General features: G+C 61.0%; 7 protein-coding genes and 1 pseudogene. 5 read left to right on the top strand and 3 right to left on the bottom strand.

Annotated elements, in window-relative coordinates; genetic code table 11:
- Both BN3911_RS17330 and pfkB read right to left on the bottom strand, forming a co-directional pair.
- Positions 1 to 410: pseudogene (locus BN3911_RS17330) on the bottom strand (hypothetical protein); the annotation flags it as partial.
- Between the two features lie 186 nt (positions 411 to 596).
- Positions 597 to 1523, bottom strand: a complete 927-nt coding sequence (gene pfkB, locus BN3911_RS01405) for a 1-phosphofructokinase (protein WP_066860313.1) — start codon at positions 1521 to 1523, stop codon at positions 597 to 599.
- 231 nt (positions 1524 to 1754) lie between these two features.
- Here pfkB and BN3911_RS01400 point away from each other — a divergent pair, with 231 nt between their 5' ends.
- The gene (locus BN3911_RS01400) at positions 1755 to 2051 is read left to right on the top strand and encodes a hypothetical protein (protein ID WP_066860310.1); all 297 of its coding nucleotides are present in this window, start codon (positions 1755 to 1757) and stop codon (positions 2049 to 2051) included.
- 262 nt (positions 2052 to 2313) lie between these two features.
- Here BN3911_RS01400 and BN3911_RS01390 read toward each other — a convergent pair whose 3' ends face one another.
- Complete coding sequence (locus tag BN3911_RS01390; protein ID WP_066860306.1) at positions 2314 to 12168, bottom strand: S-layer homology domain-containing protein; 9855 nt, start codon at positions 12166 to 12168, stop codon at positions 2314 to 2316.
- A gap of 290 nt (positions 12169 to 12458) precedes the next feature.
- On the opposite strand from BN3911_RS01390, the gene BN3911_RS01385 reads away from it, so the two are divergent.
- The 4 genes from BN3911_RS01385 to BN3911_RS01365 all read left to right on the top strand — a co-directional run bounded on the left by BN3911_RS01385 (position 12459) and on the right by BN3911_RS01365 (position 16363).
- Entirely contained in the window at positions 12459 to 13241 is a 783-nt protein-coding gene (locus BN3911_RS01385) for a LytTR family transcriptional regulator (RefSeq protein WP_066860304.1), read from the top strand.
- A 186-nt stretch (positions 13242 to 13427) separates the two neighbouring features.
- Positions 13428 to 14120 carry an HAD family hydrolase gene (locus BN3911_RS01375; protein WP_066860298.1) on the top strand — a complete coding sequence of 231 codons (693 nt, stop codon included), beginning with the start codon at positions 13428 to 13430 and terminating at the stop codon, positions 14118 to 14120.
- Between the two features lie 55 nt (positions 14121 to 14175).
- Positions 14176 to 14802 carry a flavodoxin family protein gene (locus BN3911_RS01370; protein WP_066860295.1) on the top strand — a complete coding sequence of 209 codons (627 nt, stop codon included), beginning with the start codon at positions 14176 to 14178 and terminating at the stop codon, positions 14800 to 14802.
- Between the two features lie 124 nt (positions 14803 to 14926).
- On the top strand, positions 14927 to 16363 hold the full coding sequence (locus BN3911_RS01365) for an MATE family efflux transporter (RefSeq protein ID WP_066860292.1): 1437 nt from the start codon (positions 14927 to 14929) through the stop codon (positions 16361 to 16363).
- The last annotated feature ends 117 nt before the right edge of the window (positions 16364 to 16480 follow it).

The following is a 16480-nucleotide window of genomic DNA, read 5'->3' as shown; positions in this document are numbered from 1 at the left end:
GGGGGAGGCGGCGGCGCGGCCTGCCTCGTCTGCTGCGGCGGACGAACCGGCTGCTGCGGCGTGCCCCGATAATGGTAATAGCCGTCCGGGCCGGGGTTGGGCCGGGCCGCGTACTGGCCGTTTCCGCCCCGGGGTCCCGCTTGGGGCTGCCCCGGATAGGGTCCCCCCGGCATGGGCCCGCTGCCCCGGGGATTCGGCCCCGGGTTTGGGGGATAATAGTTCCCCGCAGGAGGCGCGCCCCGCCTGGACGGGGCGTTTCTGCCGCCCAGGGCGGAATCTATCCCTTCCGCCGCTTTTCCCAGCCCCTCCGCAATTTTGTCCGCCACATAGCTGCCGGAACCGGACAGGGTCCTGTATACCTGGGAAGAACGGAATTCGTCTTCCAGCGGTCTTCCATACTTATTTTTCATTTCACAATTCCTTATCACAAAATTGCCCTTGGCTTCTCCGGTAAGCGCGGTACAGGTCCGGTATGATCTGCCCGGCGGATACCTGGTGATACATATACCATTGTACGTTCAAACATCCTCCCTGTCAACGGAAATGTGCCGCCGGCAGAAAATGGCGCTGCAGGCCGCGGCAGTTTTGCGCGGCTTTCAGATGGGGCTGGGATTTCCCGCCCGGGGATACAGCGCTTTCACCGCGTCCCCGGAGGCGATCCCCTTGGAAAAAGCGGTGGCCGCTCCCGCGGCGACGCCCCACTGCAGCGCGCCCTGCAGGGTGCCGTGCAGCCCGTAGCCGTACAGGAAGCCCGCCACCAGGGAATCCCCCGCCCCCACGGTGGAGACGGCCTCTCCCCTGACTGCCCGGCAAAACAGGCTCTGCCCGGTTTCACCCACCAGCAGCGCGCCCTTGTCCCCCATGGAGACCACCACGTTTCTCGCGCCTTCCCGCACCAGCAGCTTGGCATATTCCTTCGCGGTACCCACATCCGGAATCTCCACGCCGAACAGCTCCCCCAGCTCGTCGCTGTTGGGCTTTACCAGAAACGGCCTGCAGGGCAGGACACAACGCAGGGCCTCCCCCGTGGCGTCCACCACAGCCAGCACGCCGCGCCCCTCCAGCCTGCGCAGCATGGCGGCATAGATGTCTCCCGGCACGGACCTGGGGATGCTCCCGGCCAGGACCAGGGTATCCCCCTCCCCCAGGCCGTCCAGCTTTTGTAGCAGCTCCTCCACCGCCTCGGGCGGCGTGTCCGGGCCGTCCCCGTTGAGGTCGGTCTCCTCCCCGTCCGGGGCGCAGACCTTTACGTTGATGCGGGAATGGCCCTGGGGCATGCGGACGAAATCCGTCTCGCAGCCCCGCTCCTCCAGCAGGCGCACAATCTCGCCGCCGGAAAACCCGGCGCAGATGCCCAGCGCCCTGTTGCGCACCCCCAGGGAGGAGAGCAGCAGGGAGACGTTGGCGCCCTTTCCCCCGGGCCCGTAGACGGCTTTTTGATAGCGGTTGATTTCCCCGGCGGAAAACTTTGCCGGGGAGACAATATAATCGATGGCAGGATTCAATGTTACCGTGTATACCATATGCTCACAACCTTAAAAGTTCTTTAAGGTATTCTAACATTTCAAAAAATTTTTTTCAATCACCGGAAGCCGCGTATTTTTTGGCCCGCCGCGGCAATTATAGTAATGCTCAAATCGGCTATGCCGTAAAGTAACCGCTGAACAAACCGCGCCGGACGGCTGGACGTTCCTCCTGCAGACCGGACGCCGGATCGGTTCAGCGCTTACGAAAATGGAAAGGAAGTTATCCTCATGATAAGAAAAAAACTTTTTGCAGTGCTTCTCTGCGGCGCCCTGATCAGCGTTCTGTTCGCGGGCTGCGGCGATAAGGCAAAGAACGACATCTCCAACGCGGCCTCCCGTGTGGGCGATGACATCGCCTCCACGGTAAGCCGTGTGGAGTCCGCCGTGGAATCCTTCTTTGAGCCGGAAAGCAGCGGCAGCGGCCTTTCATCCGACGGCTCCGGCGTGGACGGCGGCCTCAGCAGCGCCCCCGGTTCCGGCCTGGATTCCGAACTTTCCTCCGGCGGCAGCGTCTCCGGAGACTAAAAAAGAGCCGCCGCAAACAGAACGGCTGCGGCGGCTTATACAAGGAAGCCTGAAAGAAAACAAAAAACCGGCGCCCTTTTTCGAGCCTGAACCGCTCTGAAAAGGCGCCGGTTTTTGTTTGCTTTTTTTGGGGAGGCCCTGTTCCAGCCTCCCCTCAGACGTTCAAAAAGGCCCCGGTTTTTCCGGGGCCTTTTCCCGTCTGCCGCCTCCCCCCTTTGACAGCGGGGGAGGCGGCAGACATTCTGCATCCGTAGAGAAATTTTTACCGGGCCGCCTGGGCCACCTTTCTGCAGAAGCGCATGAACATGGCCGCCGCCTCTCCGCGGGTCGCCATATTCCGGGGCAGCAGCCTGTTTTCCGAGCCGTTTATCACACCGGTTCCCACCGCCCACTTCATGGGGGTGACGGCGTAGCTGCTGACCGTTTCCGCATCCTCATAGCCGGTGATGACGCCGCTGCCGCCGGCGGTGACGTCATACCCCTTGTACTGCGCGTAGCGGTATAGGATTGCCGCAAGCTGTTCGCGGGTCACGTCGTCGTCGGGGCCGAAGCGGTTGTTCTCATAGCCCAGCACGATGCCGTGGGCGCTGCCCCAGGTGATCGCGTCGGTGTAATATTGGCCCGCCGCCACATCGGTAAAGCCGCTGCCGCCGCTGACTGCGGGGCTGCCCTCCAGACGGTACAGCACCGTCATGATCATACCGCGGCTGGTGTTGAGGTAGGGCGAGAACGTGGTATATCCGGTGCCGTTCATCATGCCGTTTTCATAGACATACTTGACGGAGCCGTAGAACCAGTCGCTTTCGGAAACGTCGGCAAAGGGGAACGCCGCGGGCTTAAAGGCGGCCTGGACCTCCACCTTGGAGCCCGGCATGGTAAAGGTGTACTTTCCGTCTCCAAGGTTGGTGAGCGTAAGCTTATTTCCCTTTTCATCCACAGCCGTCAGCTTCTCCAGCATGTAGCCCTGTTCCGGCGTGACGGTGATGGCGACGGCCTGGCCTTCCTCAGCCTGGTCCGGGTTGGCGGTCACCGTGCCGTGGTCCGTCTTTTCCGGTACGGTGACCGAATAGCCGGAGCCTCCGCCGCTGGGGGAAAGCGTGTTGCTCACCTCCAGATAATAGGTCTGCACGGTGGTCTCGTCCGGCGCGGTGATGGTGACGGTATACCGGTTCAGGCCGCCGGACAGGCGAAGCTGCCGGGCCGCCGTATACTCGGTTTTGTCCACCTGAACGGAGGCACGGGGGTCCTGCGGGACCACGGTCAGAAGGGCCTGGTTCAGATCCCTTCCTTTGCCCACAAACCAGATCTGCTCCGTGCCGTCCTTCTCCTCCCGGGTTTCGACGGTCAGGGGAACCCCGGAAAGGGCAAGCTGGTCCAGAGCTGCGTTGTTTGTTACCTCCTCGTTCAGCATCGCGTCGGAATAGGCCACCTGAACCGACGCGCCCGCCTGGCCCGCAAAGGTGAACTGTACATCCTTTATCTCTTCGATTCCCAGAGAGAGCAGGCCGTCGTTGGGGGCTCCGGCAGAATAGCTCTGCTGCTGCCCCAGCACCTTCCCCCCGGCGTCCAGCAGGGTGACGATCAGGTTGCCGCTGGTCTTCTCCTTCAGGCTGTTGTTCTGGATGGTCACGGTGACGACGGTGCTGCCGCCCTCGCTGGTCAATGTGCTGTTCATATGGACCGGGGCGTTGCCGTACTGCCCCAGCAGGCCCTGAAGGTTCAGCTGGGAATAGTTGTTGCTGGTGTGGAATTCACCGATCACGCCCATTTCGGCGCTTCTCGCATTTCTGCGGTTCAGCACGGCGGGGCGGATCTGCTGCTCGATCCAGGCCATGGCATACACCGGGACGCCGCCGTCCGGGACTTCCGTGCCGGAGCCCAGAATTTTGGTGAGGTCCGCAGTGACCGTACGGCTGTAGGCGCCGCTGTTGATGAGGGTCAAATCCTGCTCGTCTGTGATGGTGAGCTTCAGCGCCTCGCCGCTGCTGGACAGCAGCGGCTCGGTATGGGACGGGTCGGAATAGAAGGCCACCTGAACAGTGTCACGGCCCGCCTTCAGCGGGGCGGTGAGCTGGTTGTACAGGGAGAAGCGAAGGGTCCGCTTCCCGTCCGCGGCCTCGTCCAGGGTCAGCCCGGAGAAGCCCACATCGGGGATATCCAGGCACAGACTGCCGGACTGCTGGCTCGAGTCTCCCCCGGTGAAGGAGGCTGTCACGGTATAGTCCACATTCTCCACCGTGCTGCCCACGGGGCAGAGGGCGGTGAGGATGGTGGTCTCATTGGGCATCAGGTTCAGGCCGTCGATGGTCTGCGTATCGCCCCCGCCCAGCTGAATGCTCACGCTGCCGATGGAGTCCTTGCCGCTGTTGCGCACGGTGAACTGCACCGGGATATCGGTATTCAGGTAGATGTCGTCATAGTCGAAGGCCACGGTGGGCACCTCGATTTGATTGAGAAAGGTTCCCGTGGCTGTGTACATGCCGGACACGGGGTCGGCCACCTGGAGTTCCATAGAAGTGGTTGTGCCGTTCATCTCCACCTCCACGGTCCGGGTCTTGCTCCCCGAATAACTGGTGGCCAGGAGGATGGATTTCACCTCGCCTTCGTCCATCCAGGCGTCGAAGTGGTCCACCAGGCTGTTGGGCTTCCCGTTCTCCCCCTTCATCTTGGCCACCTCCACGGCGGCGGAAAGGGAGAGCCGGTCCTGCACGTCGATGAACTTCACGGCCTTGAGCACGTCATAGCCCACTTCCTTATAGGCTTCATCCAGGTTCTCGGCGTTCCCGCCGTCCTCCGGAGCCACAGAGTCCACCCACACCAGGGACAGGTCTTCGATGTTCCCGGCGTTCTTGGCAAAGCGGAAGTTGGAGCCCACCCGCAGGTCTGTGCCGGCGGTGATCACCCCCACGGAGTCGGGCATTCCGTTGTAGAGGGCGCCGTCGGCGTCAAAGGCGGCCAGGCGGATATCGTCCTCCAAATTGCCGGATTCCGTGACGGTTTGCTGGGTATGCCAGCCCACCACAAAGCGCTGCGTATCGCCGAAATAGACGGCGGCAATCTGGGGATTTTCGTCCAGCGCCTTGTCTTCCGTCAGGCGGATGGTGCGCACGGCGTCCTTGCCGGCGGTTTTCTTCTCTTCGGTCTTCCCGTCTTCGGTCTTCTCATCGAGAGGGATGATGGCGGCCATAGTTTCCCAGCCGCTGGTGTCGTCCTGCGCCTGCCCGGCGGAGGTGTCCAGCGTGTAGGCCACGGCTGCGGCGCCGTCCTCCATCATGGCGATTTGAAGGCCCTTTACCGCCCCGGCGGCGGAGCTGCCGTCGTAGAGGGTGAAGGCTTCGCCCCAGTTTTTGGCTGCATGGTCGTAGACGCGGCAGAGGATCTGATCCTGCTGGTCAAAGGTGGTCACCGCCTCGTTGCTGCTGGGGACGGCCGAGCGCCAGGCCACGATGGTCTTTTTCCCGTTGGTGGCCGCCACAGGGGCCAAGTCGGGGGTGCCGTTTTCGGTCAGGCGGGTGGTCGCCCAGGCGCTTCCGTTCCACAGGGAGGCCATCACCTCGGTGGAATTGCTCTGCAGGGCCTGGTCCTCGGGGGTCAGGGGCGCATAGATGGGGTTGTTTTCCCCGTCGTAGCCGGTAATTTCCTTCGCGACCTGCTGGGACTGCCGCACCCACACGGCCACGGCGCTGTCTGCCGTACCGGCCAGTTGGAGGGAGGAATCCCCATATCCCTCGTTACTGATGGGACTCCCCTCCGGGAACGATCCGCCGGACTTAACGGAACACATGGCCCGAGTGGCGGAGACGTCCGCATTTCCCCTGTCGGACAGGTAAGCCATCATCTGCCCGTCGTCGGATACCACGGGGTTCGAGTAGGGATAGGCGTTGGTCTGCAGGCTTTCCGTCACGCCCTGCTGCGTGTCCACACTGAGCAGGCTGATGCCGTTGGCCGGGCTGCCCCAGATCCGCGGCACGCCGCTGTTCAGGTAGCTCCTGTCCTCCAGCTGGGCCCCCAGATCGACCTCGTAGCAGGTCTGGCCGTTGACCGACATGCGCCGCACTTTCGCACCGTTGATCTTGGCGTTTGCCGCCCAGATGTCCTGGATCTGCTTCCATTGGCCCGTTCCCGTATTGAACAGCTCGATGGATTTGGAGGCGAAGATCTTCTCATAGCTCACGAAGAGGAACTTGAAATAGAATTCAATGCCCGCGGTGCCGGTGGCGGAGAAATGCTGGCCGTCCAGAACAGCTTGATCCCTGGTGCCCTCCGCTCCCACGTCGCTGAGCGCATACCCCTTGTTTTCGCCTCCCAGATAGGGCCGGTTGAGCCACTGGAACTGCATATCCGCGTCAATCTGCCCGAAAATTCCCACCTTCAGGGCCACAATGGAGATGTCGAAGCCGATGCCTGCGAAGATACGGGCATAGAGGTAAACCCGCAGTTCCGTCAGGAAGTCGGTGTCCGCCATGCTCACTTTGACGGCGTCCTCGCTGTCGGCGGTTCCCACGCCGCCCAGATAATAGGTATAATTGCCGTCCTGGGCGTCCATAGAGACCTCTATGGTCCCCCCGAGGGTCAGGGAAATGACCACGGGCACCACGCCCACCACCATATTGGACTGCCAGGAATAGCTCACGCCGCCGCCGGCATGGAAGCCGCCGTTGAGCACGTGAATCTCCCACTTCTTATGGGTGGTGTTGTAAACGATTTCCGATTCCATGTAGCCGCCCAGGTCAAAGCTGAGGCTGCGCACGCCCTTACCCTCAATGGCGTCCATCGCATCCGCTTCCTGCTTGCCCAGGTAGGTGCCCTTGCACATTTGGGCAATGGAGAAAATGGAGGGCACATAGTCAAAGTCGCTGGTCTGCTTCTTGCCGCCGCCGCTGCCGTCGGCGGGGTAGACGCCGGTGACGTTGTGGCCGCTCTCCATGTTGCCGCCGTTGGCGGTGATAAAGCCCAAAAACCGCAGGGGGTCTTTGGTGGGGGAGAGCTTCAGGCTGAAGCCTGTTTTTTCGGTGGAGTAGTTCGAGTCGCTGGACACCAGCTCCATCCCCATCTGGAGCAGCTTGTCGGCCGTGCTCATCTTGTTGTCCGAACCGGCGTCCACGCTGGTGCCACCCAGCTGCTCCAGCGCGGCTGACAGGGACTCGGCGCTTTCCGAGGCGGGGGCACCGATCATGTTCACCAGCTTAAAGGGCAGGGTGCTGGACTGATAGGTGTTTTTCCCATCCCGGCTCAGGGTGATCTTCAGGTTCCGGGCGTCATAGGTGGCCATGCCCAGCCGGTCCATGGAGCGTTGGTCCACCCGGACCGTGTGGGTGGTGAGCAGCATGGTGCTGAAGGGGTAGACGGTGTTTTCCACGGTCTGGTTCAGCAGGGTCTGCTGCGAGGCGTCCTGTATGGTCACGCTGTTGGCGGCCTTTTTGACGTTCTCGGGCAGTTCATCCCCCCACCACAGCACAGAGGTGGACAGCCAGACGCTGGGATAGGTGGTGTTGGGACCCACGTTCCCAGTGTAGCCCAGCACGGGGAAGCGGTCTCCTTTTTCGGCGTAGCGGGTGGATTGCCCCGCGATAAAGGGGGCCTTTTTCTCCGCTTTGGTCAAAGTATAGATGGCGTCGCCGGAGGAGGTGATGTCCGCCTCGTTCAGGGAAGCGTCCACGCTGGTGAAAATGGGCTGGTAGTCTTTGTCGTTCCCGAAGCGCAGCTCCATGATGTACTGGATGTTTTCCCCCGCCTGCACCGCGTTCTGTACCGCGTCGGGCCGGGAGGCCGTGGTAAACTGGGTGATATCCATGGTCACCGCCAGCTTGCCGTCCGGTCCCAAACTGACCGTCTGGTCCTCGGCGCCGTTTTTGTTGACGGCCTCCTCGCCCTGGAAGGCGAACTGGGCTTTTTCCGCATACTCCCCTTCCCGGTAAACGCCGCCGCGGAAGGTGACGCTGCCGGTATAGGGCGTGCCGTCGGGCTGCTTGAAGTAGAGGGTGGCCTGGGCCGCCCGGCGAAGCTGCAGGTTATTCAGGGGATAGAGCTCCAGGCGGGTGGAATCCCGCTCGCCGGAAACCAGGTTGGGCTGGTACACCGTGCCCAGATAGACCGCGATGTCGCTCCCCTCCGTGGCCTCGGAGCGGCAGTACACGTCGGAGGCGATGCCGCTTTCCTCATAGACGGCGGCACGGCCGTCTCCCTGGCTCTTCACGGTCTTGCGCTCCCCATTGCCGTTGGTATAGGTGAGGGTGGTGGTCAGCTTGGGGTAGCACTGGAACAAGTAGAGCTTGTCGGCCAGGGTTTTCACGCTCAAGTCCAGAGTGGCGTTGGCCTCGGTGAGGGCATGCTCCACCGTAATCTCGGCCTCACCTTCGGCCAGGCCGGAAAGGATAAACTGGTCGGTGGGCGCGTAGGAGCTGCGGTCGAAATACTCGATGTTCTCATACAGGCCGCCCCGGTTATAGTTCACCGTGGCCACGCTGCCCTTCTCCCGCCCGTCTGTTTCGGCCCACTTCACCCGGTCGCACAGGGCGCCCCAGGCGTAGTCCCCATAGTTGATGGAGATCATCCGCTTCAGGTTGATATCGCGCTCCATGTCCAGAACCTTTTTTTGGGCGACCTCAAATTCGTATTCCTCGTACAGGCCGCTGATTTGGGGCACATTGGTCATTTCCAGGGAGGCAGGCGCCTCCTCCCCGTCAATCCACAGCTTCAGGGCGCCGTCGCTGTACACATACAGCAGGAAGGAGTCGTAGCTCCAGTTGGCGTCGGTGCCGTTTTTGGCTTTCAGCGCCACGGTGTAGACGTCCCGGTAGCTCTCCTTGTCCTCCTTATTCAGCTCCACCTTGGGGATTTCCAGCGTATACTTGCCGCTGAGCTTCCCATCCTCTTCCGTCAGCTTCTTAAGGTCTGTTTCCCTGGCGATCTCCTTTCCCTTGCTGTTCACGATGTACAGCTCGTACTGGCTCCCCTCCTGATCCTTGACGAAATTGCTGAAGGTGTACGAAAGGGAGAGGCTGCCTATGCTGTCCAGCACGTACAGCCCCCCATCCGGGCGGGCCAGGTCCACCCCGGCAGGGGGAGGAATCACGGTGATCTGGAAGTACAGCGCCAGCCCTCCGCTGGACACCCGGACCACATAGGCGGGGGAGCCCAGCACGGTCAGCTCTTCCTTCGGCACGGAGACGGTGGCGGCGGGCTTTGTGGCGTCGCCGGTGACGGTGCCGCTCCACTGGAACTCCTTCCCCTGCTTGACCCCTGTGACCTTGCCCGCGCCGTCAATTTCACAGTCTCCCGCCGCGTACAGTTCCGCCGAGAAGGTGGTCTCCACCTTCTCGCCGGGCTTGGCGGCCTGGTTCTTTTCGCTCAGGTTGCTGGTCCAGTTGAGGACGGCGCTCTGCCCCTGGGTGACGGTAATCCGGTCCTGCCCCGCGGGTACGCTCAAAAAGGGAGTGCTGCCCATGTCCACCTTCAGCTTTGCGGTGGTGTTCGTTGCCTCCTTCTCTTTCACTCCGCCGTTGAGGGCGGTGAGGGTAAAGTCGACCTCTCCCGACTTGCCGGTGAGGAAAATCACGCCCTTCTCATCGATCGTGGCCACGGTGTCGTTGCCGGAGGACCACTTGAAATCGCCGTCCTGCTGGAAGGTAATCTCCGGCCTGTTGATCTTCCGCCCCAGGGACAGCTTGGGCAGGGATTTGCCCAGGAAGTCCTGATAGAACAGCGTCTTTTTGCCCGCGTATTCCGCAAAATCGGTGGAGGGGACGATGGAAAAATCCTTCCTTTCGGCAAACACGGTGGAGGGCACGCTGCCATCCGCCTTTTTGCCCAGCAGAAGGATGTCCTTCCACCACAGCTCCGCCGTGAAGGGCAGATCGTCCCCTGTGGTGTTGTAGTCCAGGGGAATCCGGCACTCCAGCTTGGTGGGGTTCTTGTCGTTGTCAAACCAGAAGGGCTGTTTGTTCGTCCCGCCGTCCAGGGAAACCTGCAGGTCGTTGAGATAGAACTTATTGTCCTTGGTTTTGCCCATATCCAGCACGTCGTCCACGGCCTCTGCGACGTCGGTCAGGGGGACGGTCACGGTGGCCACGGGCTTTTTCGTCGTCTCGTCCTCGCCCATGGTCACGGCGGGCGTTCCGAAGGCGGCCTTGGGCAAGGGGGCCTTTATCCCTTCCTTGCACAGATCGTCGGCGCTCAGCCCCTTAAAATTGCTGTTGCCTTTCAGAGTGGTTCCCTCGTTGCCCTGAAGGTCCTGAAAGGACAAGGAATCCGGGTGGATCATGGGGTTGTCGGTTTCCCGTACGGTGTAGAGGAAGGTGTGCCGCTCGGCCGTCAGAGCGCCGTCCGCCGGCTGAAGCTGGATGGTTGCTTCGCCTGTGGCATTTTGGAGCACCTCGAAATTCACTTTCTCAGCTGTCACCGGCTCGCTGAATTGCACGGTGACGGGAATCACGTCCCCCGCGTAGAAATTGATGTTCTCCGGGGCTTTAATGGAGACAACGGTAGGCATCTGGGTGTCGGAGAGGGCGATGGCGGTGCTCGTCTTCTTGTCGTACCCATTCCACGGGAACTGATCGCACGCAGAGTCGTACGCATTATTGAGCTCAGTCTCGCCACCATTGAAGCCCTGGTCTTTCGGCGGAACGCCGTTGGTGGTCCGGCTATAGCCCCACAGCCCGCCCAGCGCTTGAATGATCACCATCCTGCTCTCATGGGCCGCGCCGTGCAGGGTGATCCCGTTTGTGCAAAGGGACTCCCGGTAGGAAGCGAGGTCGGTAATAGTCTTGGATGCCTCGCTGCCCACATCCACGCCCGCTTTTACATTGAAGCCCGGATAGGGAGGGTATTGATCCTGGTAGTCATCCTCTGTACAATAAGTGGGATCGCTATTCCAATCCGTATTGACTTCGTCTGCATACTTTCGGGTGCTGTAATATTGATATCCTTTGCTGCCGGAGAGAAGGTCGGTGCTCCCCGTCTTGATGGACGCTTCAAATCCGCGGTACAGATATATAGAGCATAATATGGCGTTTTGGTCTCCGCGGAGGAAGCCATCAAAGCTGAAAGCCGACCCACTGACTTCCGAACTGTAGGACATGGTCAGCTTGTTGACCACGCCCTTGTTCACCAGGTACTTCATGGGGTCGCTGAGCGGCAGCGTCTTGTTATAATTGTTCTCATTGACAGAGAGCTGCTGCGTGCCGCTGCCGAAGTCGTACTTCATGGCAATGTCGATCTGCTGGGTCAGAGCTTCCCTGTCCCCGGAATCGTCCGCGAACAGCACGTCCTTGGCGTCATAGGCCCGCAGGAAAAAGCTGCGTTTGCCATTCCACAAATCGTCCTTCGTGTCCCAGTTTTCCGAGACCGCCAGAATGGGAATCTCCACATCGACGGAGGTCTCCCCGGTGGGGATCTTCACCTCTCCGCCCTTCTCTTCTTCTTTCGTCTTCGTGTAGTGGATTCCGGCCAGGGCGCTGCCGTCCAGGGTCTGCACCTTGAAGGAAACCTCGTAGTTCAGGGGCGCGGCCAGGGAGAACGAGGCGGTGACAGTCCCCGCCTCGTTTTTGACCTCGTTCTTATCCACCTTCATGCGCACCCGGGCGGTGTGGTCATAGATGGAGGGGGTGTATGGGGAGGAAATCAGGGAGACTTCCCCGTTTTGGGCGGCCCGGTAGAAGGACAGCAGGGAATCGGCCTGCTCCGGGGTCAGGCTCCGGTCCGTAAAGTAAGTGGACTGAATCCGGGCCAGTTCCCGCTCGATCTCCACCATCTGCTTCAGGTTTTCCAGGGTGACGGGGTCGCCGTCCACCTTGGCCACCCGGCTCAGGTCGGTGGCCGGGTCGTCCAGCAGGGCCTCGATCTGGTCCAGGGTATATTCCTTCCCGTCCAGGTCGATCTTTTCGCTGGTCTTCAGGTTCCCCTTATCGTCCAGCAGGCCGTACTGCGTCAAAACGCCCATCAGCTTTTCCGCGTCGCCGCCGTATTCCTGCCGAAGAGCCTCCAGCAGGGCTGCGTTCTGCACCGCGGTGTTGCCGCTGGTTTGGCTGACGGCCGCGTAGGCCGGGACGGCCGGCACGGTAAACGCCATTGCCGCCGCTAAAAAACAGGCTAAAAGCCGCTTTCCTATCCGTTTCATCCCTTTGTCTCTCCTTTCTCAATCACAAGCGCCGCGGGGCTCTTTCCTTGATCCGCACGCACTTTGCACCACAGGCCGTGGTAGCGCATGGGGCGCCAGCGCCCCATGCGCTAGGGGGGGACGTCCCCCCTAGCATAAAACTGTCATATCTATCCATGAGCATTGTAGCATCCCTATTTTTCATTTGCAAGAAAAAGTATTTTCGTAAATTATATGGCATAAACGGTATATTCACTTGCGTTTCTGCGTTCTCTCTGCTATGCTGAAAGGGAAAAAAGGAGGGAAAGCTTATGCCGGTCAAGCACCGCCGATACCAGCCCCAGGAGGTCATAGAATTGACACGCGCCGCCATTCACGCCTTTACCAGCCGGGACATGGCCGGTTTCGACGGCCTTCTGGATCCGGATTTTTCCTTCGTTGGGGACGACGCCCCTCTGTTCCTTCACGGGACGGAGGAATTTTTCAACAGCACGCAGAACGAACGGAAGTCGCCGCCGGTCTCCATCACAGGGGAGGATTATATGCTGCTGGCCCATGAAAAGAGCCTGTGGGTCACGTCCGGGCGCTTCCAGGCCGTCAGCCCGCCCCTGCGCTCCTCCATCCACTTTACCTTTGTCTGGCGGCAGCGGGAAGAAGCGCTTCTGCTGCTCCACGCCAGCGCCTTCCACGCCCATCCGCCGGCCGATGCAAAGGCCGCGGAAAACCCCCAGGCCCATATGTTTGACCTGCCCCCGGCGGTGAAAATGGACGGCCGGGCGGAGCCGAAGCACCCCTACCGGGACCTGAACGGCCACATCCGCTACCTGTCCGACCGGGAAATCCTGTACTGCCGCTCGTCAGGGAAAATCTGTGAAATCCATTCGGGGAGGCAGCCTCCTTTCTCCATGCGCACCACCCTGCACGCACTGGAACGGCCGGGTTTCCTGGTGATCCACCGGAGTTATCTGGTCAACCTCTCCCACGTGCGGGAAATCTGCCGCTACCGCGCCGTCCTGCAGGACGGTACGGAGCTGCCCATCGGCAGGGAGCATTATCTGCCCCTCAAGCGCATCCTGGCCGGAACGAAACCCTAGGAGGCCGGGAAACAGGGCCCCCAGGGGAGTTCCGCCGTTCCTGCCGTTGAATCCCCGGTTGTTTTCTGATATACTTTATTTATCTGTCCCTTGGCGCTGCAGGCCAAGGAAAGAGGCGGCCGCAGCGTGCTGCGGCCGCGGCCCGTTTTCTTTTCAGCCCGGAAAATAGAGAAAGGGAGCATGAGGATGAAAATTACATGCGCCATCTTTGACGCGGACGGCACTCTGCTGGATTCCATGCCCATGTGGAAGGCCATCACCTACGAATATGCCCAGGACAGGGGGCTTGACGCGCCCCCCGGCCTGCACCGTACCTTAAACCGTCTGAGCATGGAGCAGTGCGCCGCCGCCTACAAGGAATTGGGCGCGCCCGGCAGCCTGGAGGAAATCCGGAAGGAGCTGTCCCAGTACGCCCTGAACGGTTACCGGGACAGGGTGAAGGAAAAGCCCCATGCAACGGCCCTGCTGAAGCTGCTGCACGAAAACGGCGTCCATGTGGCCGTGGCCACCGCTTCCAATCCCGTGGGGGTCCGCACCGCCCTGGAAGCAAATGGGATGACGCCCTATGTGGAATACCTGGTCTCCTGCACGGAGGTGGGGCAGGGGAAGGACAGCCCCGCCGTCTTTTTGAACTGCGCGGAGCATTTCGGCGCGGTCCCGGCGGAATGCGTGGTGTTCGAGGATTCCGCCTATGCCCTGAGAACCGCCCGCGGCGCCGGATTTCTCACCGTGGGCATCCGGGATGAAATCTCCGCGGAAGAGCCCGGCGCGGACTTTTCACAGCTCTGCCACCGGTATCTGCCGGACTATGCCCAGCTGCTGGCGGAGCTCACCCCGCCGGAGGAGGAAGGTAGCCTGCTCCGGGCGGTCCGGAAATAGCCGGATCGAGTTAGTGATTGCGGCGGAGCAGCCGCCGCGGAAAGGAGTTTTTGAAATGAAAGTATTGCTCATCAACGGAAGCCCCCATCAAAGGGGCTGTACTTACACCGCCCTGGCGGAGGTTGCCAAATCCCTGGAAGAAAACGGCGTGGGCGCGGAAATCGCCTGGATCGGGGCCGGGGCTGTTCACGGCTGTATCGCCTGCGGCAAATGCGGGGAGCTGGGCCGCTGCGTCTTCGACGGCGACGCCTGCAATGAAATCCGGGCAAAGGCGCTGGAGGCGGACGGCCTGGTCGTGGGCTCCCCCGTCTACTACGCCGCCCCCAACGGCGCCCTGCTCTCCCTGCTTCAGCGGCTGTTCTATTCCGGCTCCGCCGCCCTTTCCCACAAGCCGGGGGCCTGTGTGGTCTCCGCCAGAAGGGCGGGCACCACCGCTTCGCTGGACGCCCTGCAGAAGTATTTCACCATCAGCCACATGCCGCTGGTGTCCTCCCAATACTGGTGCATGGTGCACGGCAACACGCCTGAGGAAGTCCGGCAGGACAAGGAGGGCATGCAGATCATGCGCAGCTTGGGCAGGGACATGGCCTGGCTGCTGCAGTGCATCGAAGCCGGCAGGCAGGCGGGGATTCATCCGCCCGCGCCGGAAGAACCCCGCGTCTTCACCAATTTCATCCGCTGAAGGAAAAGCGGCTCCCTCAGAAATTGACGTTTCAAATTTAAATTCCGGAGAACACGCTCCCTCTGCGAGTCCTGTTTTCCCTGCGTTGACCCGCAGACCCGGAGAAAGGAAGAGTTCAACCTTTATGCTGAAAAAATTTATCGGGACCAAGGCGTTTTACGTCTCGGTCATTCTGCTCATCGTCCCCATGATCGTCCAGCAGGGCATCACCCAGTTTGTAAACCTTCTGGACAACGTGATGGTAGGGCGGCTGGGCACCGCCCCCATGTCCGGCGTGGCCATCGTCAATCAGATCGTCTTTATCTTTAACCTCACCATCTTCGGCGGCCTTTCCGGCGCTTCCATCTTCGGCGCGCAGTTCTACGGGAAGGGCGACCACAAGGGCCTGCGGGACACCTTCCGCTTCCGCCTCCTCTTCAGCCTTGCCGTGCTGGTGATCGGCATCCTGATGTTCCTGTTCCTTGGGGAATCCCTGTTCAAGCTCTACCTCAACGAGGAGGCCTCCAGCGCCGCCGATCTGGCCGCAACCCTGGACTACGCCAACGAATACATGCTGATTACCCTCTGGGGCCTGCTGCCCTTCGTGGTGGTGCAGTGCTTTTCCAGCACCCTGCGGGACGTGGGCGAAACCGTGTCCCCCATGATCGCCAGCGTCATCGCCATTCTGGTGAACCTGGTGCTCAACTACCTGCTGATCTTCGGCAGCTTCGGCTTCCCCAAAATGGGGGTGGCGGGCGCGGCGCTGGCCACCGTCATCGCCCGGTGGCTGGAAATGTTCTATCTGGTGGGGCGCACCTACCGCAACCGAGCCAAATTCAAGTTCGTGCAGGGCGCTTTCCGCAGCTTCCGCATTCCCCTGTCCCTGGTGAAGAAAATCGCGGTCACCGGCACGCCCCTGCTGCTCAACGAAACCCTGTGGTCCATCGGCATGGCCACCATCAACATGTGCTATGCCACCCGGGGCCTCACCGCCGTAGCAGCCACCAACATCAACGCCACCGTATGGAATCTGTTCTCCATCGTCATGGCCGCCATGGGCAACGCCATCGGCATCCTATCCGGCCAGCTGCTGGGAGCCAATGAAATCGAGAAGGCCAAGGATACCGTGCGCAAGCTGCTGGTGTTCAGCGTGGCCGCCAACCTGGTAATGGGCGGCCTCATCATGGCAAGCGCCCCCTTCATCCCCCACATCTACAACACGGAGGAGGTGGTCCGCCATACCGCCACCCGCCTTCTGCTCATTTCCGGCGCTTTCCTGCCCCTGTCCGCCTACGTACAGGGCACCTATTTCACCATCCGTTCCGGCGGCAAGACCTTTATCACCTTTCTCTTCGACTGTGTCTTCACCTGGGTGGTCTGCCTGCCCATCGCCTATCTCCTCTGCAACTTCACCGGCCTCTCTGTGATCTGGGTCTTCTTCTTTGTTCAGCTGGCCGAGGTGATCAAGGCTGTCATCGGTGCAGTCATGCTGCGCTCCGGCATCTGGGCCAAAAACGTGGTGGGTGCCCGCCAGGAAGACCAGCCCCTCCCAGAATCCCCAGTTTCAGACACCCCCCTCTAATCTCCGCTTTCTTTCGCAGAAAGCTTGGCAAAGAACTCTGAGCTCCAGCCCTCCAGCAAAAGATGCTCTCACTTCGTTCGAGTATCTTTTGCTTCCGGGCTGGAGAAAGGGCTGTCC

This window comes from Neglectibacter timonensis (assembly GCF_900048895.1).
Taxonomy (GTDB): domain Bacteria; phylum Bacillota; class Clostridia; order Oscillospirales; family Acutalibacteraceae; genus Acutalibacter; species Acutalibacter timonensis.
Note: the sequence above shows the minus strand (reverse complement) of the source record. Positions and strands in the feature narration are given on the sequence as shown.